This is a genomic window from Granulicella aggregans (assembly GCF_014203275.1).
Classification (GTDB): domain Bacteria; phylum Acidobacteriota; class Terriglobia; order Terriglobales; family Acidobacteriaceae; genus Edaphobacter.
On sequence record NZ_JACHIP010000003.1, the window covers coordinates 810,191 to 835,872 of the forward strand.

Genomic DNA, 25,682 nt, shown 5'->3' on the forward strand with positions numbered 1-25,682 from the left:
TGATCCCTCTAATCGTGATGTCGGTATCGGGCCTGCTATTCCCAATTCGCCGCAACCACCTCTTAAAATTAGCTTCGGCACAATGACTCTGCACTGCCGCCTACGACAATCACACTGCGAATCACGACAATTTCGCTAGCAACCGACTTGACGCTTTTCGCAGGCTCTTTGACGTCTTTCGCATGGCCGGGCGTTGCTCACCCCCGGTATGCTTAGCGGAGAAGTCTGTCATGCTCAAACACTTCCGGGTGCCAGGACGTCTTGCTGTAAAGCTTGAGGAACTGGGCGTTTCCGTTTCTGCGGTACTCCGCAGAGCTGGTCTCCCACGGGATCTCTTCGAGCAGACTCGCGTGCTTGTTTCTACAGGTGAGCTTTTTGCCCTCTGGCGAGCGATTGATCAGGTCTGCTCCGACCCACTGATTGGAGTAACGCTTCGAGTCGAAACGAAGACTGAGCGCTTTCACCCAATTGCGATCGCCGCGCTGTCTACCGAAAATCTTGTCGCTGCTTCACAGCACATGGCTCGATTCAAGAAGCTCACAGCGCCCGAAGAGATCCTTGTGGAGCTGGATGAAGAGGAGTTCACCGTCGGCTTCCGCTGGCTGCTTGCCGTCGATGACGAGCCACGGACTCTAACCGACTACTGCTTCTCGTGGATGCGTTCTCTGGCCCGACACGGGAGTGGAACGGCGCTCAACCCAGTGAGAGTCGAGTACGTTCAGCAGCGTTCCAACGTCCGGCAGATCGAACGTCGTCTCGGGTGCGAGGTCATTACCGGTGCACCGCGTAATGTCGTTGTCTTCTCTGCCTCAGACGCGACGAAGCCTTTCGTCACTCGCAATGCCGAATTACTCGACATGCTAGCTCCTCAATTCGAGGAGCAGTTGCGCCAGTACAAAGAGGAGGACAGCTTCCTGGAGCTGGTTCGCCGGACCATCCAGGACAATCTGAACGGGCACCCTCCGTCAATCAACGCGATCTCGCAAGCCCTGTATATGGGGCCGCGAACACTACAGCGCCGCCTGCAGGATTCGGGGTCGAGCTTCCAGCGCGTACTGGATGAAGCCCGTCATCAGATGGCTCGGTACTGTCTCACCAACTCTGCGCTGGAGCTGAACGAAGCAGCTTACTTGCTTGGTTTTGAAGACCCTAACTCGTTCGGGCGAGCATTCCATAACTGGGAAGGTATGCCGCCAAGCGACTGGCGGGAAACAAATCGATCAACAAAGGTGATGTGATCACCACTCGCGTTTTTGCAGCAGATATTACTTTTCCTTAGGCGCACTCCCGTCATCTATTCTGTCGGGTGCCAAGAAGGAACACGTGTTACCTGCCATCTCGGATGAGTGATAAATCGCCAATGCGCGTTTCGATGAGATCGCTTGGAAATGGGCATTAGCCTGAAGTCAACAGCTGGGTCTAAAGACCACTTGTCCGAAAAGCTGACTACACAGACAAGTGGAGCGAAGCGTGTTGGTGTATTCCGGTCGGTGAACTTCACGTTGCATCGAAGACTCTCTGCTTCAGTCGAACCGACGAGCTATTGCGAGGTCTGGAACAGGAGCGTGGCGAACCGAGTCAGGCTTGGATGCCACACGGTCCAGGTATGGCCTCCAGGCATCGTGACGCTGGTGACGGGCAGATTATTCTGTTTCATCCAGGCCGCGAGCTCGAGGTTTGGATGAAGATCCGGGTCACTCTCGCCGCAGCTAATCCAGATGAGGTTCAGGTCCGCATTCTTGTAACTTGTGGGTAGGTGATCGCGAATATTCCCATGCGTGCCGGAACTGAAGCCTCCGATCCAGGCGAACTGGTCGGGGTGATTGAGTCCGATCATGATGCTTTCCGCTCCGCCCATGGACATGCCGGCAATGGCGCGCATTTTGCGATCTTTGGAGACGTGGTACTCGGCATTGATCCTGGGCATGATTTCCTCCAGGAGGACCGGAGAGAACAGAACGTCGCTGTTGTCCCAGGTAGCGTAGAAAGAATCATCTCCGGTGGGCGGAGACCCCACCACGCCATACGAGAGCGGCATGACGACGACCATCGGCTGTGCCTTACCCTGCGCAATGAGGTGGTCGAGAATGAAGTTTGCGCCGCCGGGATAAGTCCAGTCGGAAGCCATCATGCTGAAGCCGTGAAGCAAATAGAGCGTTGGATATTGTTTTCCCGCCGGATCGTAACCGGGCGGCGTGTACACGTAGTATTCGCTTTGCCCATTGGGCAGCCCCTTCATCAGCTTTGAGGTATAGAAATGATGAGCCACCGCCCCATGCGGGATGTTATCGACTTCCCATAACTGGGGCTTTGGCCCAGGAACGGTGATTACGCTGTCAAGGTAGAAGTAGTTGGGGAGCGAGACCTTGTTGTAAGGGTCGAGTTGGTCGTGGCCGTCGACATTGAAGGAATACCAATAGATTTCAGGCGAAAGCCGAGGAGTGGTCGCCGACCAGATGCCGTTGGTGTTGGACATGGGGATTGGCTTCGGCAGGGTATCGACCCTTACGAGTACGGACGTGGCTCCCGAGTCTTTGTAATGGAAAGTGACCCTTCCGTCGGTCAGTATTTCAAAGGACCGAAAAGGCGCGTCCTGCCCGAGGCAGTAACAGGAGACTGCCTGGAGAGCCACCAGAACTCCGATACACAGGTACCGACCACGATCTTTCAGCATGGCAGATCAGCTTAGCACGCACACCGCTAAGTGTGGTCTATAGTAAACCGAGGGCAACGTGATCTCCGCTTTCCGGACATGGCTACATTCGTGGATCGGCCGACATGGTCTAGTTCAAGTGAACGTGTAACCGGCTGCTCAGACAAGTGATCTTCGCCAATAGAATCGTCCGGGCTTTCACGATGCGCGCATTATCGCCTATCCACTTATCGAGGAGCCGTCGAACTCGAAACGTGCATTGGCCTGTTGTCGTCAGTCGAGAAGACTACCTGTTGCCTCCCGTAAGCCGACTTGTCAGTACCGGCCCGAGGCCGAATCGAACAACCTTTCGCAAACCCTCTGCACATCCTGTACCACCGACTGCCAGCGGCAGATAAGACCACCCGAACCGCGCGTGGTAATGGCATGAGCAAGGCAAAGGGGCCGGAAGCCCGCCAACAAAATACCTCAGTCCACCGAACCCTTTTGCCCGGTGCGGGTCTCTTGTGATTGACCAAAGGAGGTCACCATGCTCTATCGCAAGAACCTTCCAACCTGGGAACGATTTGCCCGCATCTTTGGCGCGATCGTCCTGACGACCTGCGCGTTTCATTACGGCAGGAATGCTGTCGGAATCACCTTTGGTGTGGCCGCGATCGGCACGGTCCTCACCGGCCTGGTTGGATATTGCCCCTTCTGCCGGATCGGCGGCAGGAAAGGAATAGCCTGAGTCAGGGTCACTTGTGGAACGAGACCAACTTATTGCCGCGGCACGGGCCGGCGATACCGACGCGCTGAGTGCTTTGTTGAAAGAGTGCCAGCCTGATCTGCGCCGGTACGCTCAGAGCAAGTGTGCGTCCAAAGACGTCGATGATGCAGTGCAGGACGCACTCTGGATCCTGCATGAACAGTACAAAGCCCTGAAGCATGCCGCCGCTCTATCTGGATGGCTATTCAAGATCATAAAAGGCATCTGCTTTCGTATGGGATACCGTGAGAGGAATCTTACGACTCTCGAGGAGGACGTTGCTGAAGGGCAGACCTCTCACCCTGAAGACTTGCGTCTCGACCTGGAGCGCGCACTGGCGGCGCTCGAGCCGCAGCACCTGGAAGTTCTTCTGTTACGGGATATGTACGGGTACTCTGCGGAGGAGGCGGCCACACGGCTACAAATTTCCGCAGAAGCAGTAAAGAGTCGTCTACATAGAGCGCGCACCAACGTGAGGCAAGCGTTGGGCAGAGGAGAATAACGATGTTGATGTTTGGAAACAGATCGCTGTCGATTCATATACTCCGTGGCATCGGCGGTCTAAGCCTCGTAGCCATGTCAGTGCACCTCATCGGTAAACCGCATGGCTGGCTCGCAATCCTCTTCATGCCGGCAGCCCTCTACCTGTTGAAGGGGTGTCCGGTTTGCTGGACCATCGGCCTCTTCGAGACCCTTGCACATCGGGTCCGCGAGTGGTCTGAAAAAAAAGCGTTTGTCGGCCAATAGCGGAGCAGACGGACAGCCTGCAAGTCCTTACCAGGTTGCGCGCACTCGTCCCGAGCTAAGCTCGACAACAGCCTGCCTCGCCTAAGCAGCAGTTCCCACCAACTGTCTGTTGCGATTCTGCGCAGGCTAGTCCTCATAAACGCTCTTCTCGGAAGCAGTCCATCTCGCCCTAGAGGGATGTGGTCTCAATGAGTGCCTTGGCCTGATATCGCCAACCGAAGACCGTGCGCACACAGATCTGCGGGCAGCGATCGGTCTGAGAGGCCAATCTGCAGATTGCTCCGGACTTCGGTAAAGGTCTGTAATGCTCGATGAGCAAGCCTCGTGGACTTGCCTTGAACCAATGAGAGGACGCATGCCATCTAACGATTCGGGAGCCGCAAATGAGGAAGTCCAAAACCGAAACTGCTGAGACACGAGCGCGAATCGTTCACACAGCCGCGAAAATGTTCTTAGAGAACGGACTAGGTGCAGTTGGAATGAGGGACATCATGGCCGCGGCCGGCCTCACCCGCGGGGCTTTTTACCGGCACTTCGCCTCGAAGGACGAACTGATAGCCGAAGCCAATGGGTCATCAAGTGAGCGGCTGTACTCCAGGCTTCAAAACGGCATAATTGGCAAGTCGCAAGCGAAGGCGCTCGAGAACATTGTGTCCATCTATCTCAGCCAGGCTGAACAACAGGATGAGCAATCACCCTGCACGCTCGCAATGATAGGGGCAGAACTCAGTCACTATGACCGTGGTGTTCGCGACGTCGCGGTTAGTGCGTATGACCACATCGTCCAGCTCATCGCAAGTCAGTTGCCACAACAGAACAAGAAAAAGCGCCTGAGGATTGCGAGCGGAATAGTGAGCACGATGGTTGGTGCAGTGACCCTCGCGCGGATTGCCCCTGATGCGGCAGTCGCGAAGACAATCCTCGCCAACGCGAAAGCTGCGGTATTGGCGGCACAGTGAACAGCTCCGTTAAGTAGGTGGTCCTGACCATGTGCAATCCTCCAGCCTGTACCAACGTGGCGCGAGACTGGAGGAATGAACGACTCTTCACCTAATCTGCGCATGCTCAGGGAAGCCGGGTCAACATTTTCGCCTGAAACCCTTTGGGATCGGCTGAGAAGGCCTGGTAAGCATTCTTTGTCAGAGTTCCGGCGAACACTTCATCATTGGTGCCCCCCTCCACTGCATCAAGAGCATCCGCGACTACCTCCTCGGGTGTTAGCCGAGGCGAAGGTAGCTTTGCTCCCATGGATGTTTCGGCCTGTACTGCCAGAACGCCGACCACTAGCGTACCCTGGGCCGCCAACTCAGCACGAATACTTCGGGTGACAGAAAGGCCCGCTGCTTTGGAAGCCGAATAGGTCGCAGCCGCAGGGAGACTGATCAGAGAGAGCATGGACAGCATGTTGACGATCGCACCTCCGCCCGACGCTGCGAGAGTAGATTTGAATGCTCGCGAAAGGGCGAGGGGCCCAAAGTAATTAACTTCCATCTCCTCACGTGCATTCGAAAGGTCAGGAGACGAGATTGCACCTTCGAATGCAGCAAAACCGGCATTGTTGATGAGAAGAGTGACATCCGAAGCGACCTCGGTTGCATCCGCGATCTGAGCTTGATCCGTGACATCGAGAACCATCGGAATGACACGAGGATCTTCCGAGCTGATGATGGATGCAGCGTCGCGAGAGGCCACGTATACCTTCGCCGCACCCCGCTTCAGGACCTCTGCTACGAATGCTTTGCCGATGCCTCGATTTCCTCCGGTGACGAGAACTACTGATTCGCTGATCTTCATGGTGTTGCTCCTCTGGTGTTGCATTTCCGCTGTTAGGTACCGATAGTCTAAAAAGCAGGCGCGGAGTCGGCCGTCGCGTGAGTCACTTGGTGGGCTAAGAAGCACGCTTGGGATTGAGCTGATCGATGTGTGCGAGCGCAAACTCGCCGACGGTCATGGAACGCTGCCCGGTCAGCTTTTCGATATTGTTATCCGCACCAGACATCACACCGTTTTGGTAGTCAGCCATCGCTCCGCCGAGATGCTGCACGACGTAGGGAGGAACTCCCATTGCGGCGATCGATGCACAGTATTCATCGATGGGCAGATCTTGGAAGGTAATCTTACGCCCCAGGGCTGCCGTGAGTTCAGCCGCCATCTGCTCATGATCCATCTCAACGGGACCCGAGAGATCGAGCGTCTGGCCGAATAATTCGTCCGGATTCTTCAGGATGGCGGCGATGGCCCGCCCTTGATCCTCCGCCGCAATCGGAGAGTGACGGCCCCTCCCGACTGGCATACGGAGTTTGCCCTCGTTTACAAAGAACGGCAACTGCCAGGGATACAAGAGCCATTGAAGAAAGTAAGTTGGTCTCAGATTGATAAACGGAATACCAGACCACTTGATCACTTCTTCCGCGATGAATGTGTCACGGCACGACCAGCTCGTGGATGTGCGGCTTGCTGAACGTTGCGACAGGTTCACGATAAAGGAAACACCAGCTTCCTTGGCCGCTTGAAGAAAATTGACTGTTGCGTTGACGAGGCCTGGGGCGACCGGGTAGACGAAGTAAGCTGCTTCGACACCTTCCATGGCCTTGCTGAGTGTATTGATCTCTTGGAGGTCCCCAATCACGACCTCAGCGCCCAGCGCTTCAAGCGCTTTGGAGCGCTCGTCGACCTTTCTTACCATGGCCCGGACCGTTAGCCCCGCTTTGATGGACTCCGCGACGGCGGCCCTGCCTGTATCTCCGGTTGCTCCTGTGATGAGAACTTTACGGCTCATAGAGTGCCCTTCCTCGTGGCGCTTCGCGCCGATAGTGCATGCAGCGATCAATTGTGATTGCCAGCGGTGGAGCGGAGTTCCAGCGTCGGCGGTGGGCGATTACTGAGTGAGTAGAAGCCTGAGCGGAAAGAGTGGGCCCAATTCGATGAGTTCGAAGTTCATCAAGTGTTCTTTCGCCAGGGGTAACGCGCTGAGGTACGTGTGCGCCTGATCAAGTGAGGTCAAATTCAGAATGAAGACAACGCCCTTTCCGTCTGGTCGACCGAACCATTGGTCGATCACGCCGTCGAGGTAAAGCCGAACCGTGTCCGGCACTTCCTGTGGCATAATGGCTGCTCGCTGCTGTGGCGTAATGGGCTCGTCGACCTTGCCGATCGCCAGGATCTTTGTTGTACGGCGTGTCAATTTCTCATCGGTAGCAGTTGCCATGTATCCCTCCAGGATGGTGTTGCCGTCAAGTGCGCCGAGGAAAGGCCCCGGCGCACTTCGCTTCTTCTCTGGGTTGCCGGTATCTAAACGAAGGCGGCATGATTCGCCATGACGAAGTCCTCAACGGTCATCAAGGGTTGGCCGATAATTGCCGTTCCTGTCTCGTCGGTTCCACTCAAGAGGCCCTCTTGTTGATCCACCAGAACAGAGGTGAAATGGTTTCGCTTAGCGGTGTCCTCGGACAAGCCAAACATATCCAGGAATTCGGAGACGCTAACTTGCTCAAACTTGATCTCCTTGCCCAAGACGCGACCTACCTCTGCAGCCAGCTCTTTGTGACTAAATTCAACGGGTCCGTGGAGTTGATAGGCCTTTCCTTTGTGAAGAGACGGGTTCTCTAAAATGCCAACCACCACTCGAGCGATATCGCTCGCAGGCATCGGAGCGAAACGGCTCTCAGCGTCGAACGGCACAACATACCGCCCTTTCCGAATGAGTGGCGCAATGTAGAGCAACCATTCTGCGAAGAATGTGACTCTGAGATGCGCTGTCGGAACCCCGGACCAATTGAACACTTGCTCTGAGAGCCAGTGGCCCCGGGTTGCGGGGCTTCGAGCATAGGGGCGCGATTGCTTGTGTGACATGTTGGCGATCATCTCCACTCCCTGCTCCTTCGCCGCCTGAGCGAAGATGACGGAAGCCTCGACGATTCCAGCTGCGAGTGGGTAAACGAAGTAGGCGGTTGACACGCCCTTTATCGCCGCCCTGATTTCGTTGAGATCCAAGAAGTTTCCGACGACCACCTCGGCGCCGAGCTTTCTTAGAGCGTCAGCACGCTCGTCCTCTTTTCTGACCATCGCCCTGACGCGGTGACCCTTTTCCAGCAGAAGCTTGACTGTTGGGCGTCCCGTGTCACCTGTGGCCCCCGTCACGAGAATCAGCTTCGCGTCGGGAGCGCATGAAGCGCCCTCTTTGATCGTTTTCTCTGTCGTCATGTGATTTCTGCTTTCTTCCCGCCTAGTGGCTTCCGCCCTAAGGGGGTCTCGATGTAAGTGTTTTCTTTTCTGATTACCTAGCTGTGAACAGGTGTGTGCTGCCTAAAACAAGAGCCAACGGGTCAGCTCCGGCTTGGTACTGGTTCAGTGTTGGCTTGCATGAGGAAGCGAAAGCGCCAGCGGGCTGAGCGGACCGATTGGAATCAATTCGAAGGTCATGATGTTCTTCTGGACAAACGGGAGATTGCCCAGGAAGGCTTGAGCATCACTGACCGAAGAGGCGTTGATCACGAAAACAACCCCGTCTCGATCTGTGAGGCTGTACCACTGATCGATCTTCCCGGAGAGATACATCTTGACTGTGTCGGGAAGCTCGTCAGAAGCCAGGAGTTTTATGATCTCCGGCGTGCGCGGACCGGTAAGGTGCCCAATCGCCAGAACTTTTGTGGTTGGAACGGCTGGAAGCCGAGCTGGTTCCGTGTTCTGAGCGCGTAACGAAGCTGGGCAAGTTGCTGCGAAAAGAAGTACTGCAAGGACAAGATTCTTCATAAAGCTCTCCAGTAGACGTTCTGGTGATGCCGTGGCGACCGCGGTTCGGCGTGACGGTGATCTCTCATGCAGGTGCATGCAACCTACAGCTATCGGTCCATTTGCTTCTTTGCTGATTCAATCAAAAAGGTAGAAAAAACCTCGTTAGTTGCTACCTAGATGACTTCCTTCCGCTGTGACGGTGTCCCTCATGCAAATTTAGAGCGCAACTGTCAGCTAAAAGATGCAGAAAGTTTCAATCGGGACTGGCTGGCTGATGCGATGGATCCCTGCGCTTTGATTAGAGCAACGCCGCCCCGCAGGGGTCACGGTCTGTGAGAGCGGTCATGCATTGATCAGTCAGGTCTATTTAGAAAGTGCTCTTCGAGCGGAGTCAGACAGTGTGACAAGGGAAGCCGCGAGCATGATCGCATCTTTGATCACCAGTCGCCCGACCCCGGATAGGTATGGAAAGCCATGGGCCGTGTCCCCGAGTGCCGGCACCCATGCTTCTGGCGTCGTGATAAGAAAGCTGAGCGTTGTAAGGGACATGAAGAAGAGCAAAGCACTTCCTATAGCAGACACTCGCGGTGCGATTGGGGCACATGCGACGAGCAGTCCGATCCCTACGATGACGGCACCTAAGAGATGAGAGAAGGTGTAGGTTCCATTGTTTTCGTGCCATCGCCGATTAGCTGGCTTGAGTTCACCTTCCTTGTTCATATGTGAGCGATAAGAGGCGGGGTCCCGATATAAGAACTTCATCAACGGGCTATTGGCAACCAGAGGAACGATGCTGTCGGCTTCATAGTTTGCGAACTTCAAGCCACCGATCCAGAGGAGCACGAGAACCAAAGCGCACCGCAACAGGTTGAGTCCGAAGCGCTCGAGATTTGCAGCGCGGCCTAATAATGTCGTTGCCATCTTCATCTCTTAGGAACCTCTTGCCTCAGACAACTTTTGAACTTGCGACCGCCGTGGCGTTGGACGCCGACCGCTTCGAGTTGCGGGACATCACTCGTTACCGCGAAGCTGGGTGGGTGCCACGATGACTTCTATCTTTCCCGATGAGACATCGTAGACGAGACCCGAGATCATGAATCCGCCTGGGATATCTTTCTGTCTCCTATACGCTACGACATCCATCGCGACCGCTTTCCTCGGATCGGTGATCTCCATAGTGTCCAGCTCAGATCGGCTAACGCCGAGATGGGTTGCGAGCAGATCCGGCGCGTGTTTGTAGCACCCAGTGATCCCACACTCGGTGTGGTGAAGCACGACCAGGTTCCAGCCCGATCCCATCTCTTGACCGGCCGCCCTAGTAACGATTGGAAGAAGAATCATAGCTTCAACCAAGGCCGGATTGATCCTCCCACCAATGTTCCGATAGATGGCCGCTTCTCCTGGCTTAAGCCCAAGAACATCCAGCGGGTCAACTCTGGGGTCGAGGCACCCGATGATGATAGTCTTCGTCGATGGAATGATCTTCAGATCCGCCGAATGACCGTGATTCGCAAATTCCGAGTTGCGCTGAATAACTGTTTCGATGAATGTCACAACATCCTCCGCTTATTGACCAGGATTCCTTTTCGTGGGACCAACAGTGTTGTTGCTCTCTGACTTGCAGCGAGCTAGGTGGTTTCGTAGGCCATTACAGCTTTCAGACGTTAACCGTCAGATGAAGGTCAATCCAGGACTTGATGTCGGAGATCACCACCGACTTGTCGATGTCGTTGAGCAGATCGTGGAAGCCGCCCTCGTAGAGCTTCAAAGTCTTATCCACAGAACCGACCACGTCGTAGAAATGCTGGCTTCCGCTCGGCTTGGTATTCTCGTCAGCGGTGCCATGAAGAATGAGCACCGGCAGCGTAATCAAAGGAAATTCCTTCTTGAGACGCTCGTCCGCGCGAACCAAAGCAGCCATTGTTCGGGTCGGCTGAGTCTCTTTCCCGATCAGCGGGTCATTGTCCATGACCTCCACCGCCCGCGCGTCGCGCGAGAATTTCTCGTTTGGAAGGTGGAGCAGATGAGTGTGAGGTGCGATCAAGCTCAGCCCTTTGAAAACGGCGAGAACGAAATCCGGCGCCGGCAGTTCGTGAGCAAAGCTTTCGCAAATCAGTCCAGCCAGTTCATTCGGATGATCAATCGTATAGAGACAGGCGACAACGCCCCCGGCGCTGTGGCCAAGCATCAGGATCGGAAGCCCGGCTTCTCTTGCTTTCACGATGTCCATGAGGGCTTCAACGTCGTCGACATAATCTTCGAATGTCTCAACATAGAAGCGCTCTCCATCCGATTTACCGCGTCCACGTAGATCGATCGCGTATACGGCAAGATCGCCGGCAACGAACTGTTCGGCCACCCAGCCGTAATAACCACTGTGCGCGTTGAATCCGGGGATGATGACGATCACCGCTCGAGCCTTTGATGCAGGCTGCCATGATTGAACGAAGATATTCTGCCCCTTCGCGTTTTGAATCATTTCCTGTTTAGGTTCGCTCACAAAGAATTCCTTCTAGACTAGGTGATTTCCCCATTGCGTTACATGAGGTAGACACGTACGACGCTACATGGGGGTTTGTGATCCTTCTTTGCGAAACAGACCAATCGTTGTCGAAAAAGGTGACGATCATCGCGGGATACCTCCCTAACCTCGGAGTACTACCAAAAGCTTGCTCACTTTCGGTAAAGGCGGAATAGGACAGGCGGAATGACGACCCCTTGATGCTGTCGGGCCCGGCGTCGCGGGTGTGCTCTAGCTTTGCGTTCTTGTGCTAATACGCCGTCACTTCGATCATGTCTACAGCAAGGAGTGGCGCCGCCGGGACGATCCGATAGTCGCCGTCGGACGCGTACACTCGTCTCTTAGTAGGTACAACGATCCCTTGAACTTGGCGATATCGTGACGCGAAGTTAAGCCAAGTGGCTCCCTTGAGCAGATCGACTGAGTAGTCCTGTCGGCGGAGCAGACCGTCGGGGCCGAAGCAGGACACCTGGTCGCGAGTGTGACTGGTTACACCTTCCGGAAATGTCACCCACAGCCTTCGCCAGGTCTCCCCCTCCTCCTCGACCGAGGCAATCTCCCGGGTGACGAAACCATCGTAGCTGTACAGAAATGGGACAGTGAGATCGGTCCAAAGAGCTTCACTGCTAAAGCAAGCGACATCGAAGTCATCCCAGGGTGTCACGCGGTTGTGATTCGCCAAGCTGCCTCTTGGGTCATCGCGAGTCTCAAGAATCTTACCGTCGAAAGTTTCAAACACGATCCGATTCGGTTCGAAGATAGATCGCTTGCCTTGGGTGGGGAAGTCCGTAATGAGCCGCTCCCGCTTGGTTTCCGCCGTCATCACAACTTCTTTGAGAACATCCTCCTGGCCCTTATCAGACCAAAGAGTGCCGGTTATCGAAGCGACAATTCGAATGGAATGGAGCTTGTTCCAAGCTTTCAGCCCTCCATGCGCCTCGATAGCAAGATTTAGTAGATCGCTCATCTGGATCTCTCAATAGTCAGAGCGTGTCGGCGCAAACGTGGCTGTTCATACCTAGGCTGTTATGTCGTGCAGAGTTGCGAGGCTCTTCGAAAGAAGGCGGTAGCGCTTTAGTAAAAAGCCGCCGAGCGACCTGGGTACGTGGTCTGTCACCAACATCCCAGGGGTTGGCCTGGAGCTTCGCTTAGACTAGGACATTGAGAAGGATTACATCTTGTTCAAAAGGATCCTCTCCTTGTCTATTTCGGGCATAATGATGCCAGTCTGTTCCAGTTTCTAGGCAAGCTCTTGTTGAGTTGATTCGAGCATGTTTGCACTAAGCCTTGGCATGCAGGTGAGCGTACTCGATCTTGGCCTGCTGGAATATAGGGAGACTTGCGTCTGCGCTCTTCCAGAGCGCGAAGAAGGTCTCATAGGACTTCTGCGCGGCAGCCGGGTTCCCTTCCATGGTTTCAGCTCTTGCCACCTGTAGGTGCGCTAGGGCGGCGGTTACGTCTCGACCGGTTAAGCCGGGGTTATCGATAAGCTTTTGAAACTCGAGGGACGCGAGGTGACCTTGACCTGTTTGCAAATACGCCAGCCCGCGTATGTACGCGGGGTAGATACCATTGAAGGATTCGGGGGCGGCTAATTCATACGGGGAGGTCGATCGCAGGGCATCGATCGCCCCTTTAGGGTCATGATTGCAAATCATAATCGATGCTCGGATGGTGGGTAAGTAATAGTGTTGGACGATCGTATCTAGCGGGGTTTCTAGATCAAGCTCATCCATGATCTTCTGAGCTTTTGCCGGCTCGCCGGCTCTCGCGAAAGCCAATGCAAGGATTGGCAAAGTATTCGCGTTCTGGACCATAATCGAGTACTTTGCTGCAAGCTTTCGTGCGACGGCCTCGTCACCAATTTCGGCTCTATCGAGAGCAAGGAGATCACCATATTTAGCAGTGGTGGCTGAGTCTCCGCCCTTGTCAGCCATTTCGATGGAGCTATTTGTCAGGCGAGTCTCATCCGCAAACCGCCCGTAATACCCCTGCACCATCGCCTCTGCGAATAGAAACCTGTGATCGATGTGAGGCTTGCCAACTGCCCAACTCGACTGTTCCTGCATGCCCGGTTCATTCTTCGTCAAAAAGGCAAGAATGAATTTCTGATTGCGGAGATCGGGGTTGTCGAAGTTCAGCCTTTCTGCCTCTGCGATCGTCGCTGCAGCTTCTTCAAATCGATTGGTCACAATATAGACATAAGCAAGGGAGTCATAGCTCCATGGACTGGGGAATACGCGGACAGATTCCCTGGCCTCAGATAACGCCTGATCTAGCCTCCCGACCGTAAGCAAACTGATGCCGTAATTGGTATGAGCTATAAAATCGTCGGGATATAGTTGGACCCACTTCGCGAGGACGGAAAGATTCTTTTCCTGGTCCCCGGTCGCGGCTTGGTAATAGACATTATCGATTTGGAACTGAACTGGCTGCGTGACCCTGTCTCGGAGAGTGAAGGCCTTTTTAGCAGCCTCGACAGCTAAACTGTGGAGTCCGATCTTGTCCTCCATTCCGGCCAACGCGGTGTAAGCCATCGCGAGATTTGGGTCGACAGCTATGGCTCTATTGAGGTCTGAGAGAGCCGCCGGAATGTCGAGAGCGAGGATGCCTCTGTAACCCTCCATCAGGAGTTGCAATGCTTCGGGCGAGGCGCTCAGTGCTATGTCTAAGGGCTTGTTATAGGCGTTGACTGAATCTGGGGGTTCCCCTAGTTTGCCTCGCAGTTCGGCAAGCAGCTGCCCCGCCTCATGGGTTATCTGGGTCCTGCTTGGAACTCCCTCCTCAACGGCCGCGAGAATAGCCCCGGACTTGCAATCAAGCCCCTTCATCTCGATGCGAAAGTTGTTCCCTTCGTTGGCGATGGATGCCTCGATGACCATTCTGCTGTTGGTACGAACGCAGACCTGACGCCCTATCTCCGGAGTGATCTTGGCGTCGTTCGCTATGTGCATCTCAGCCATTGCTTCCTGAAGCTTCACGGTCTGCATCACATGCACGTAGGGCGTTTGCTGAAGGCCGAAATAGAGCGTCGAGTACAGCGCATCATCGAAGACTGGATCTCTTGTCTCATTCGCGGTTGCAAGTACGACCGTATCGTTTGGGGAGAGGACGATCCGCGGGTGGGCACGGCGATAGAGTGCTGTCCCTGTTCCGACAAGCGCGAGAACAGAAGCAGCCAAGATGCTAAGCTGCCTGCGGCTTGGCTTCAAGGTCGAGTCTGCTCGAACTTGCTCAAGAGCGCGACGCATCTCCAACGCGGAGGAGTATCTTCGTTTACGGTCTTTTTCCAGGGCCTTTGCTATGACTGCATCAAGCTGTCGCGGCACCGATGGGTTGACTCGTCTGGGAGCGAGGGGGGTCTGACTGAGAATCGCATTGTGAACGAGTGTTGCATCCTCACCCTCGAAGGCACGCCGACCGGCTGCCGCCTCGTACAGAACAAGCCCCAAAGAGAAGATGTCCGTTGCGGGATCAAGTGGTGCTCCGCGGATCTGCTCCGGTGACATATAGCTTGCCGTCCCGATCTTCGAACCCGCGACTGTGATCGAGGTGTGGATCGCCTTGGACGCAGAGCCGCTGAGTCGACCGCCCTCCGTGTTCTCGATCGATGCTGGAAGCGCGGGGACGCCCACAACATCCTCCTGATCAATCAGTTTCGCCAAGCCGAAGTCGAGTATCTTTATCGGTCCCGATGTGGTCAGAAAAATGTTCGCTGGCTTGATGTCACGATGAATGATGCCTTTAGTGTGAGCTGCCTGAAGGCCGTCGCAAACCTGAAGTGCGATCTCGATGATCCTCGTTGCCGAAAGAGAGTGGGAGACAGACTGATCAAGTTCGTGGCTCAGCGAAACTCCGTCGAGCAACTCCATCACAATGAAAGGTTGGGCATCCTGCTCCTCAACTTCATAGACCGTACAGATATTCGGATGGTTCAGAGTAGAGGCGGTCTGTGCCTCGCGCTCAAATCTTAAGAGCGTAGTTTCATCATTGGCCACCGCCGGAGGAAGAAATTTCAGTGCAACGCGACGGCCGAGCCTTAGATCCTCGGCGCTGTAGACGACCCCCATTCCTCCTACTCCGATGGCCTCGAGTACCCGGTAGTGCGATACCTTCTTTCCGATGATTTCGTCGCGCGGAGGAAGATCCTGTGCGATCTGCAAGCGTGGCAGCTGAGGCAGAGCGGCCGACTGAAGGACTTCTACTTCGACCAGCAGCCGATAGCCGCGTCTCGCCAGGGTTTCAATGTACCGGGGTTTGTCAGCAGAATCGGATAGCGCGCGGCGAAGGATACCTATGGCTACATTGATGCTGTGATCAAAGTTCACGATGGTGTCGTTTGGCCAGAGGGTCTTGCGCATTTCGTCGCGGCTGACCATTTTGCCGGGACGCTCAAGGAGCAATTTGAGAACACGGAAAGGCTGCTCTCTGAGGATCAGCCCATTGCCGCCATCGCCGTGCTGGGAACGCAATTCACCCGTCTGCAGATTGAGCTCAAATCCGCCAAATCGGACCCGTGATGGAGCGATCTTTTCCATTTCCTTCTTACAGGTCAAGCCACCACAGTTCCGCGTTGCCTCAGACCAGCGCGGGTTCGCGTGAGTATCCAGGCCGACGCGTCCAAGGCATTCACTGTCGTCGGACTTGCCTAAAGTCTATCGCGAAGGGGGCCCAGGAAGACCAACACTCGACGTGATGCACAAGGGGAAACGGTCGGCATGTGTCCTCATCAGCTGCGAAACGCGTGGTCAAGTGTAGATGTTGCCTCAAATGACCGCTAGATGATCGGTGGTGTACCTGATGTTTGGTCGAAAAGAGATACGGTTTTTCTGTGATGCAGCATCCGGTTGTCGCTCACGAGCTCCACTCCACGATTCATTCAGTCTAACGCGCTCAGATTCCGATCACAGGCACTGGAATGCAGACAAGCTCTTCGCATAAGCTCGACGGCCCGCGCCTCCCAATCTCCTTCACTGGCGATCCGGAGATGCCAACTTTCGATTTGCGCCTCAGCCACAGGAGCCCGGGTTCCGAGGTTGCCGAAGGCTCTGAACCGTTCTTGATCGTGATCGTGAACCTGTACCCAGCGTCGGTGAAGCAGCAGTGGTCAACAGGCCTGTCTGCTCCTGCAGACCGCCCGCTCCTTGCAGATTCTTCGATTGGGAAGAACCACAAATACAGAGGAGTTCGCTACCATGTCCCGTCCGACACTCTTGACCACTGCGCGAAGCTTCATGGACTGAACTTGGCGGCCATCGAAATCAAGACAAAGATGTTCCGCTGCCCGATCTTCAACCGGCTCACCCATCTTTTTCTGGCGTCGATCGAATCTCCAATCGCTGTAGCCCCAGCATTCATGGACCATTTCGCCACCTTGTTTAGTGCCCAGCTACTCCATGCCCAACTTCCGGCCTCGAATCAATTTCCGGCGAGGGGTGGACTAACGGCTCGCCAGAAACGCCAGATTGGGGAAGTGTTTGACGAAAATGGGCGTGAAAATGCGAGCCTCCCGCAGCTCGCCGGAAGGTGCGGCCTCTCGGTAAGCCATTTCGCGCGATCATTCAAGATCAGCTTCGGCACGTCAGTTCACCAGTGGATCATCGCCCAAAGAATCGAGCGATCCAAGGAACTCCTGCTGAACTCGGATATACCGCTCATAGAGATCGCGTTTCTCGCAGGCTTCTGTGATCAGGCTTCGTTCAATCGGGCCTTTGCAAAAATCACGGGCGAAACTCCGGGCCGCTGGCGTAGTGCGGGCAGATGTCCTCGCGGCTAATGCTTCGCTGTCGAGCGTTGATCTCGGAACGACACCGACTCCCGCGCGACCAAGAAATAAAGGGAGTGAGCACACTCCTTTTGGGGAGAATCGCCTGAAATTTGGGTGAGCCCTCCAACGCCCTCAATTCCACTCGAGCGGTAGACGCGCGACGGTTCGCCGTACACTGGAATGGTGCCAAATCGCCAATGCACTCGTCGAACGGTCGGATTGCTTCCGACATGCCGACTTATCGGTACCGATTAGCCGCGTGCAGGAAGGAATTCGGCGGAAGTGATGGTGCGGCGGCTGGCATGCCGTGCTGCACCGCCGGACACCGCCGTCTTCGACGAGGAACTTCGGGTGACGCTAGCTACGGCTCGCACCGTTCCGTCCCTCGCACAAAACAGGTCAGCGTCTCTTTGAACCTCAGCATGGAAGGCGGCAGCTTGGTCGCCGGCAGCGCGATAGGATTTACGAAGACAGCAAAGCGATATTCGAGCCCGTCCCGTGAACCGGTCGAGACTGCATAGAAGACGCCAAAGCCATCGATATTCTCGTACTGATTGTTTTACTTTAGACCGGGCTGGAGTCGTCCAGGATCTATTCTCAAAAGGTGTAGGAGTCGATAGATGGACAGTCCTGTTGTTTGGTTTCCCAAGATATGTGAGGCTACCCGTGAGATGCCTCGCCTCGCCGCCCTGGACGTTCTTGATTCTCTAAGTGACGAGGCGTTTTCGAAAGAGTATGCAGCGCGCTCCAAGCCTTTTCTACTGCGGCTGGGTGCGTTAAAGTTCTCTGAAGCGGAGATCTTAGGTCTGCTGCAAGGAGCCTACGGCGATCAGCCCGTGAACGTCCGTTTCGGCAATATGGCAGATCCAGGAAGCTACCTGAATCGCCGCGAAGAAGCGATGCCCCTGAGAAATTTTATTGGGGAACACTTCATGCAAGTAAACGATGCCGGGACGGCCTATGCCGCCGGCACCGTGATACCCGTCGAGATGGCGCGCGATCTAGGGGTCCCTTTTCCGATGTTCTACCCTGAGTATTTTCTCAATGAGCCACGTATGTGGATGGGTAAGAAGGGAACGGTGACTGCCCTGCACAAAGACATCCCGGACAACTTCTCGTTCGCATACTTCGGTGCCAAAGAATGGCTTCTCTATCCGCCAGCCGATTTTCCTTATCTATACATGATTCACCCGAACCCGAATGCACTTCCAGACTTCGGGGTCAGCATGGTCAACGCAAAGTCTCCGGATGCGACTCGCTTCCCGGAGTTCTCGAAGGCTACACCGATCTCCATCACGCAGCGTGCGGGTGATCTGCTCTATGTGCCTGCGGGGTGGAGTCATTTCGTGGAGAACCACGAAGACTCTCTGATGATCAATTTCTGGCTAAGGCGCGGAAGATCCCCTGCGGTGTTAGGCAGGGACCGATGACAGGCGTACTCACCTTGTCTAACAATTGCGCCTTGAGAAGGATCAGTGGCAGCGCTTCAGACAATGCATCGTCTTTTGGTCGGACATGGAGAAATTGTACGGTGCGAGCCTACTACGACGGCCAGGAGGCCGTCCGTATGGCGAAAAGAGCAAAGAGACCCAGGAGCGTTCTCAAACTTCCCAACCTCGATTATTCCAAGTCGGCGGTTCTCAACAGTCTTCCATCCTTGAACTCGCGACGGTCGTACGAACACGCCATCCGAGACTTCATCGAGTGGTGTTACTCCGAGCCACGGCTCGCGTTCAACAAAACGGTTGTGACCCGCTATCGTATCGCTTTGGAGCAACGTAGCGATGTAAAGCCTCAACTGTTTCCATATCGTCACTTCTACAGCACACAGGTGACAAAAGCGAGATTGGTCCTGATAAACGCTCTTCTCGGAAGCAGTCCATCTCGCCCTAGAGGGATGTGGTCTCAATGAGTGCCTTGGCCTGATTCTCGTTAACCGAGAATCGAAGCTCCATATCAGAATTCGAGAGGCAGAATGTAGCGCAAGTAGTATTCGATTACCAGCGCCGCGCTTGCCCCGTCCGATTTGCTACAACTTCTACGGCCTGCCGGCCGGTTTAGCGACCAAAGAGAGGCCGCATCGTCGCGAACTCCAGCCCTAAATCAATACTTCGTTTCGCCCTACGGTGTCGCAGGAAATCCTGCTACTGCGTCTGAAGCAACACTGATACCCCCACCGAATTCGTTAAGGTCACCGCTACTCCTGCGATGGACGTCGCATCCGAGTCCAGCGTAAACGGCTGCGTATAAGTAAACGCCGACCCATACGCATCCGACGGCGCTGATCCATACCAACGCGCAAACACCGCACTTACATCGATTGTCACATCGGGGTCCTTGATCAACGAGCCAGCCACCGGCGTAAAGTGAAACACCGCCTGTGTCACCTCGCGCGTGTTCGAGAAGCCGACCACCGCGACCGTCACCGTCTCTCCGCTCTTCGTCATCCTGGCAGAGTTCAGAGTGGGCACCGCCGCTGGAATGGTGATGACCACCGGGGCCACATCCGCTGGAGTCACATCCGCCCCATTGGAAGTCACCGCAAGCGTCACGGTAGCCGTTCCCGCGATCGTTCCCGTTTGCAACTGCACAGCCGGGGTTGCCGTCGAGTTCGCCGGAATGCTGAAGTCGATCACCTGTCCGCCCGTTGCAAACTGCACGGCCGGATCACCCGTCACCTTCGCTGAGGCGACCGGCGCGAACGTCAGCGTCAGAGCTCCGGCCAGCGGAAACGGATAGGGATTGGTCAGCGTGAAGTTAAGCGCAGGCTGTTCGCCCGAGCTCGCAGTGGATGGTCCCGACAATACGAACTGCGGCGCTGGCGCGACAGTAAACGTCGCCGCCGCTGTCACCGTCTTGCTCACGGAATCGGCGACCGTAATCAGGCCCGTCCCTGCCCCGGCAAAAAAGGTGGCAGGCAGTGTCGCCGTCAAACTTGTCGCGCTAACCAGAGTCGAAGGAACCGCCGTCCCATTCAACTGCACCGTGTCCGTGCTCGCGAAGTTTGTCCCCGTCAGCGTCACCACCGTCGCGCCGCTTCCCACGATCCCAATCGTTGGCGAGATACTCGCCAACGTCGGCCCCGGTGCACTTACGAGGAAGCTCCGCGAGACAGGCGTCGCTGCGGCGTAAGTCGTGTTGCCCGCCTGCGCCGCCTGGATCGTCACAGTGCCGACTCCGGTCACCGTCACCGTACTGCCGACTACAGTAGCCGGGCCGCTGACTACGCTGTAGCTTATGTCGAGACCGGAGGATGCCGTCGCCGTCAGCACAAATGGCGCATCCCCATAGACATGGTTCGGAATGGCAGGGAATGTGATGGTCTGCGCAGTCCCCGTTACGGTGACGATCTGCGCGCCGCTGCTGCTGGCGATGTAGTTCGTGTCGCCACCATAGCGCGCCGTAATGCTATGCGATCCCACGCCAAGCGATCGGACGGTCAGGCTCGCGATACCCGTGGCACCGGACACCGTCAGCGTTCCATTGCCCAGCGACGTCGTGCCATCGAAGAACGTGACACTGCCCGTGATCGCAGGAGAAGTGAGGTCGGTGACCGTAGCTGTCAGCGTCTCTGCTTGCCCGGCGGTGATATTCGCCGCCGAGACTCCGAGCGTCGTTGCCGAAGTCGCCTGCCCCACCGACACCGTCTGCGCCGCACTTGTGCTCGCCTCAACATTCCCACCGCTATAGCTCGCCGTAATGCTGTGGGTCCCTACCGCCAGCGCCGTCGTCTGGAACTGCGCCATCGCCGTCCCGCTCTCCTGCGATGCGCTCAAAGCCTGCGTCCCGATCACCGTCGTCCCATCAAGGAAGTTCACCGTTCCGGTCGGCGTCGGTCCGGGCACCGTCGGTGCGAGAGGCGCTGCGGTAACAACTGCCTGGAAGCTCGCCGCCTGTCCTGCAGAAAGCTGTAGCGACGAAGCACTCAGCGCTGTCGTACTCGTCACCGGACCCGGGATGTAGACCGTTCCCACGGCACCCGCGTTGCCGCCGTCAGAGCTTCCGCCCGTAGCGGTGGCCAGCGTCAGATTGAAGCCATTGGTGTTGAAGTAGAGCGCGACTCTTCCGCCGCCACCGCCCGCCTCACCGCCCCCGCCACCGTTCGCCGCGATGCTTCCGGAGCCCGCGAGGGCCGCTGTATGGATGGATACCGATCCACCCGATCCGCCCCCGACCTGGAGACCGCTTCCGTCTCCGCCGTTCGCCGATATGACGCCATCGTCGGTCAGCGTTCCTGAAACCGTGAGCAGAAGCGCACCGCCACCCGGTCCAGGAATCGTTCCGCAGCAGCGCGAGCCACCCCCGGAGCCGAGATCGACGGGCAGCATCAAGGATCCATAGATCGGGGATGGAGCAGCTCCGTCGCCCACTCCACCCAGCCCGCCATAAGACCCACCCGCGCTTGTACCAGCCGGAGAGCCGCCCGGCCCCGCGTTCGCGACGTACCCTTGCGTGTCGGCGTTCAGCGAACCCGCTGCATTGACGTTGATCGAGCCAGCACTGATGGCTACGCCGGATCCCACCCACACGTCGTTCACCTGTGCCGTATTATTCGCGGATTGCGCGACCACGGTCCCGCTCACGGTAAGCGCCTTGGTCACCGTCACGGTGGCGCCGCCTCCGATCGTCAACAGCGCCCCACTTTGCACCGTCACGTTGTTGTACGTCGGAGAGGCTCCCGCAGGAACCGTGAAGTTCTGGTAGACAGCAAGGTTGTTGTTCGTCGCCGAAGTATCGAAGAACGCCGATGTACCGTTGCTCCCCGGAGAAGCTGTAGCGCTGGTGCACTGGGTGCCGCAACCTCCACCCGAGGCGGTCGATGCGGAGAAGCCGGTGAAGTTGCTGGACGGTGCGTCGTAATAAATGGCCACACGACCGCCGCCTCCACCCGCCTCCCCGCCCAGCCCACCGTTGGCAGTAAAGGCTCCCGCCCCTGACAGCCCCGCGGTCTTGACGTAGACGGTTCCGCCGGAGCCGCCCCCAGCCTGGTAGCCGACGATAGCCGCGCCGTTAGCGGAGATCGTTCCATTATTAGTGAGAGTTCCCGACACATTGAAGAAGAGCGCACCCCCGCCCGCTCCCGCAGAGGTGGAGCAACAACGCAGGCCGCCGCCCGAACCGAGGTCGACGGGAAGACTCGCCGAACCATACGTAGCTGCCGAGGCGCTTCCGTCTCCCGTTCCTCCCGCTCCTCCATAGGAGCCACCCGCACTGGTGCCGACCGCGGCCCCGCCAGGGCCAGCACTCGGGACATATCCCTGGCCATCGGCGTTGATCGAGCCATTCGCGTTGACGACCACCTCTGCCACGTTTAGGGTGACTCCGCTACCTTGCCAGGTTCCGTTCACCAGGGCTGTGTTGTTGATCGATTGCGCGACCACTGTTCCACTCACCGTCAAAGAGCCGGCAACCGTAACCGTCGATCCGCCGCCAATCGTCAGGACCGCATTCGGCTGCACCGTGATCGAGTTATAGGCGACAGTCGTACCTGCGGGGATCGTAAGGTCCTGGTCCACCATCAGGTTGCTGTTAGTCGCCGAGGTATCAAAAAAGCCTACGGTCCCAACTGCGCCTGCCGAAGCTGCTCCGTTCGAGCATTGCGTGCCGCAACTGGCCCCGTTCGACGTGGACGTCGAGAAACCGGTAAAGCTGCTGGTCGGTGCGTTGTAGTAAACCGCGATCCGTCCACCGCCACCGGCTGCCTCGCCGCCCGTACCGCCATTGGCCGTAAATACACCCAAGCCCGCCAGCCCCGCCGTCGTGACCCAGACCGATCCGCCGGAGCCTCCCCCACCCTGATATCCGACCAAGTTCGCGCCGTTCGCGGAGATAGCACCGTTGTCAGTCAAAGTCCCACTTACGATCAGGCGAATCGCTCCGCCGCCATTCCCAGCCACCGCTCCGCAGCAGCGAGATCCACCGCCCGAGCCAAGATCGGTGGGTGTTGTATCGGAACCATAGATCGGACCCGCCGGAGTAGGCCCTGACCCCGATCCCCCCATTCCACCATAGGACCCGCCAGCGCTCGAGCCAGCCAGAGCTCCACCCGGACCCGCACTTGCCAGATACCCCTGACCATCGGCATTGATCGAACTGCCTGCATCCACCTGTACAGAGCCCGCATTGATCGTTACGCCCGCCCCCCTCCATGCACCGTTCACCTGCGCTGCGTTGTTGATCGACTGCAGCACCATCTTCGAATCGCCCGTGACCAGGACCTCGCCGCTGATATTCAGCGTGGAGCCGCCGCCAACAGTAAAGTTGCCGCCGCCTGTCACCGTGACACTATGGGAAGCCAGGGTCGTACCGCTACCCACCGTCAGCGTCGCCGCGTTGTTCACCGTGACGCTATTGAAGCTGAGGTTCGCATTCGGCGGCAAGGTCGTATTGTCCGAGACGGTCAGGTTCGAACCCGCACCGAGTGTGTAAACCGTTCCCACCGCTCCCGGATTGCCGCCGCTCGATGCACCTCCGTTGGACGTGACCATCGCTGTGTCGAAGCCGTTGTTCGTGTTGTAGTAAAGCGCGACCCTGCCCCCTCCGCCGCCCGCCTCTCCGCCCGACCCCGCATTCGCCGCGACGCTGCCCGAACCCGTCAGGGTCGCGGTCTGAATCGATACGGTTCCCCCCGAACCTCCACCCACCTGCAGCCCGACCCCATCTCCACCATTCGCCGAGATGACGCCGTTATCGGTCAAAGTGCCCGAGACGGTGATCGTCAACGCTCCGCCGCCCGCACCCGGAATCGTTCCGCAGCAGCGCGTGTTGCCCCCCGAGCCGAGATCGGTGGGCGCAGTCGTCGAGCCATAAATCGGCCCCGGAGAGACGCCGTCACCTACGCCGCCAAGCCCGCCATACGATCCACCCGCGCTCGAGCCGCTTGGCGCGCCGCCCGGCCCCGCCCCCGCAACATATCCCTGGCCATCCGCATTGATTGAACCGCCCGCATTGACCACAACGGACGCCGCATGAAGAGTAACGCCGCTCCCTTGCCAGCTGCCGCTCACCTGCGCCGAATTGTTGATCGCCTGCCCGACCAGCGTACCGCTGACCGTCACCGCACCCGCCACATTAATAGTCGAGCCGCCGCCGATCGACAGCGTCGCCCCTGCCTGCACCGTAATCGCATTCAGGCTATGCGTCGCTCCCGCAGGAATAGTGAAGCTCTGATAGACACTCAGATTGTTATTCGTCGCCGAAGTATCGAAGAACGCCGACGTACCCGTGCCGCCCGCCGAAGCCGTGCCGTTGGAGCACTGCGTCTGGCAGCTTCCTCCCACCGCAGTGGACGCTGAAAATCCGGTAAAGCTGCTGCCTGCCGCGTTGTAATAGACGGCAATCCTTCCGCCACCGCCCGCCGCTTCGCCGCCCGTACCTCCCGTGGCCGAAAAGACGCCCGCACCCGCCAGTCCCGCCGTCGTCACATACACCGATCCGCCGCCGCCCCCGCCGCCTTGGTACCCTACCAAATTCCCACCATTCGCTGAGATCACCCCGTTGTCGGTCAGAGTTCCGCTCACGATCAGCCGAATCGCTCCGCCGCCGGTCCCGGCAATCGCTCCACAGCATCGAGAGCCACCGCCCGAACCCAGGTCGGTCGGAGTAGCGGCCATACCGTAAATAGCGCCCGCAGCGGTTCCGGCACCCGTTCCGCCCAGGCCACCATACGATCCACCCGCGCTCGATCCCGCGGCCGCTCCAGCCGGACCGGCATTCGCAACATATCCCTGGCCGTCCGCATTGATCGAGCTACCGGCATCGACCTGAACCGAACCCGCGTTCACCGTCACGCCCGTGCCCTGCCAGGTTCCGTTCACCTGCGAAGCGTTGTTGACCGATTGCAGCACGACGTTGGAGTTCGCCGTCACAAGAATCGCTCCGCTGACCGTCACCGTCGAGCCGCCGCCAACCGTCAGCGTGGCGCCATTCTCAACCGACAGGCTCGTCAGGTTATAAGTGCCTGTCGGATAGGTTGTGTTCGTGGAGATCACCACGTTGCCCGTCTGCGCAAGGAGAACGGGCTGAAACGCCGAAATCGATGCAACCAGAACGCAGAGACCGAGAAGGGCAGACTGCCAGGACTTTGGGATCAGGGCACCAATCACCAACTCCTGAAACGAGAGCAGCTTAACGAGGTGAATCGAGTTATGTCGACCGTTGAAGGTTGATTGAGGGCTCGCTTTCGCGCTTGCGTCAGCCTGCATTGGGACTCCATGGTCGAGTGCGTGTACGGCGTGCAACCGTGAAACGAGCCCAATCGCGGCGATGCGCTACGACGGGCACAGAACGCAAGGGACACCCGGAATCTTGACCGTTTACCTATTGACCTGGGGGCCGACTCGGAAAGCCTAACACGACAGGGATTTACTGGAGGCCGATTTGACGGCATATCCGACATTCCCGAAGTGCATTTAAGTAACTAGGCGCCCGGAGCTCAGGCGTGCCGTCTGCCTCGTTGATTTGGGGCCGGTATAGACGAAAGGCTACAAGCGGATGAGGAGACCGACCTGGT

At 57.1% G+C, this 25,682-nt stretch carries 19 protein-coding genes; 7 read left to right on the plus strand and 12 right to left on the minus strand.

Translation table 11 applies throughout. From position 1 onward, the window contains the following. Positions 1-230: 230 nt before the first annotated feature. The gene (locus HDF16_RS13510) at positions 231-1,238 is read left to right on the plus strand and encodes an AraC family transcriptional regulator (protein WP_184217315.1); all 1,008 of its coding nucleotides are present in this window, start codon (positions 231-233) and stop codon (positions 1,236-1,238) included. A gap of 302 nt (positions 1,239-1,540) precedes the next feature. On the opposite strand, the gene HDF16_RS13515 is transcribed toward HDF16_RS13510, so the two are convergent. Further along, entirely contained in the window at positions 1,541-2,476 is a 936-nt protein-coding gene (locus HDF16_RS13515; RefSeq protein ID WP_246409058.1) for an alpha/beta hydrolase-fold protein, read from the minus strand. A 706-nt stretch (positions 2,477-3,182) separates the two neighbouring features. Between HDF16_RS13515 and HDF16_RS13520 the strand changes: the two genes are divergently transcribed. From HDF16_RS13520 to HDF16_RS13535, 4 genes are all read left to right on the plus strand, one after another. Beyond that, complete coding sequence (locus HDF16_RS13520; RefSeq protein WP_184217319.1) at positions 3,183-3,383, plus strand: YgaP family membrane protein; 201 nt, start codon at positions 3,183-3,185, stop codon at positions 3,381-3,383. Between the two features lie 13 nt (positions 3,384-3,396). Beyond that, a complete protein-coding gene (locus HDF16_RS13525) occupies positions 3,397-3,903 on the plus strand; it encodes a sigma-70 family RNA polymerase sigma factor (RefSeq protein ID WP_184217321.1) in 507 nt (168 codons plus the stop codon). A 2-nt stretch (positions 3,904-3,905) separates the two neighbouring features. Beyond that, positions 3,906-4,148: a hypothetical protein gene (locus HDF16_RS13530; protein WP_184217323.1), complete on the plus strand. Its 243-nt coding sequence runs from the start codon at positions 3,906-3,908 to the stop codon at positions 4,146-4,148. A gap of 383 nt (positions 4,149-4,531) precedes the next feature. Further along, complete coding sequence (locus tag HDF16_RS13535) at positions 4,532-5,107, plus strand: TetR/AcrR family transcriptional regulator (RefSeq protein ID WP_184217325.1); 576 nt, start codon at positions 4,532-4,534, stop codon at positions 5,105-5,107. A 106-nt stretch (positions 5,108-5,213) separates the two neighbouring features. Here the strand turns inward: HDF16_RS13535 and HDF16_RS13540 are convergent, their stop codons facing one another. The 10 genes from HDF16_RS13540 to HDF16_RS13585 all read right to left on the minus strand — a co-directional run bounded on the left by HDF16_RS13540 (position 5,214) and on the right by HDF16_RS13585 (position 15,941). Next, positions 5,214-5,942: an SDR family NAD(P)-dependent oxidoreductase gene (locus HDF16_RS13540; RefSeq protein WP_184217327.1), complete on the minus strand. Its 729-nt coding sequence runs from the start codon at positions 5,940-5,942 to the stop codon at positions 5,214-5,216. A gap of 94 nt (positions 5,943-6,036) precedes the next feature. Further along, positions 6,037-6,927, minus strand: a complete 891-nt coding sequence (locus tag HDF16_RS13545; protein ID WP_184217329.1) for an NmrA family NAD(P)-binding protein — start codon at positions 6,925-6,927, stop codon at positions 6,037-6,039. 99 nt (positions 6,928-7,026) lie between these two features. Beyond that, positions 7,027-7,356 carry a hypothetical protein gene (locus HDF16_RS13550; protein ID WP_184217331.1) on the minus strand — a complete coding sequence of 110 codons (330 nt, stop codon included), beginning with the start codon at positions 7,354-7,356 and terminating at the stop codon, positions 7,027-7,029. 83 nt (positions 7,357-7,439) lie between these two features. Then, complete coding sequence (locus HDF16_RS13555; RefSeq protein WP_184217333.1) at positions 7,440-8,351, minus strand: NmrA family NAD(P)-binding protein; 912 nt, start codon at positions 8,349-8,351, stop codon at positions 7,440-7,442. 144 nt (positions 8,352-8,495) lie between these two features. Continuing rightward, complete coding sequence (locus HDF16_RS13560) at positions 8,496-8,900, minus strand: hypothetical protein (protein ID WP_184217334.1); 405 nt, start codon at positions 8,898-8,900, stop codon at positions 8,496-8,498. Positions 8,901-9,245: 345 nt separating this feature from the next. Next, positions 9,246-9,803 (minus strand): DUF417 family protein, encoded by a 558-nt coding sequence (locus HDF16_RS13565; protein WP_221312724.1) that lies wholly within the window; start codon positions 9,801-9,803, stop codon positions 9,246-9,248. A gap of 90 nt (positions 9,804-9,893) precedes the next feature. After that, positions 9,894-10,436, minus strand: a complete 543-nt coding sequence (locus HDF16_RS13570; RefSeq protein ID WP_184217338.1) for a carbonic anhydrase — start codon at positions 10,434-10,436, stop codon at positions 9,894-9,896. 103 nt (positions 10,437-10,539) lie between these two features. Then, the gene (locus tag HDF16_RS13575; protein WP_221312725.1) at positions 10,540-11,382 is read right to left on the minus strand and encodes an alpha/beta fold hydrolase; all 843 of its coding nucleotides are present in this window, start codon (positions 11,380-11,382) and stop codon (positions 10,540-10,542) included. A 271-nt stretch (positions 11,383-11,653) separates the two neighbouring features. Beyond that, positions 11,654-12,370 carry a hypothetical protein gene (locus tag HDF16_RS13580; protein WP_184217340.1) on the minus strand — a complete coding sequence of 239 codons (717 nt, stop codon included), beginning with the start codon at positions 12,368-12,370 and terminating at the stop codon, positions 11,654-11,656. Between the two features lie 313 nt (positions 12,371-12,683). Further along, on the minus strand, positions 12,684-15,941 hold the full coding sequence (locus tag HDF16_RS13585; RefSeq protein WP_184217342.1) for a protein kinase domain-containing protein: 3,258 nt from the start codon (positions 15,939-15,941) through the stop codon (positions 12,684-12,686). Positions 15,942-16,321: 380 nt separating this feature from the next. On the opposite strand from HDF16_RS13585, the gene HDF16_RS13590 reads away from it, so the two are divergent. Both HDF16_RS13590 and HDF16_RS13595 read left to right on the plus strand, forming a co-directional pair. Further along, on the plus strand, positions 16,322-17,179 hold the full coding sequence (locus HDF16_RS13590) for a helix-turn-helix domain-containing protein (protein ID WP_184217344.1): 858 nt from the start codon (positions 16,322-16,324) through the stop codon (positions 17,177-17,179). 611 nt (positions 17,180-17,790) lie between these two features. Further along, entirely contained in the window at positions 17,791-18,600 is an 810-nt protein-coding gene (locus tag HDF16_RS13595; RefSeq protein WP_184217345.1) for a cupin-like domain-containing protein, read from the plus strand. A 714-nt stretch (positions 18,601-19,314) separates the two neighbouring features. Here the strand turns inward: HDF16_RS13595 and HDF16_RS13600 are convergent. Further along, the gene (locus HDF16_RS13600; protein ID WP_184217347.1) at positions 19,315-25,374 is read right to left on the minus strand and encodes a beta strand repeat-containing protein; all 6,060 of its coding nucleotides are present in this window, start codon (positions 25,372-25,374) and stop codon (positions 19,315-19,317) included. Between the last annotated feature and the right edge of the window lie 308 nt (positions 25,375-25,682).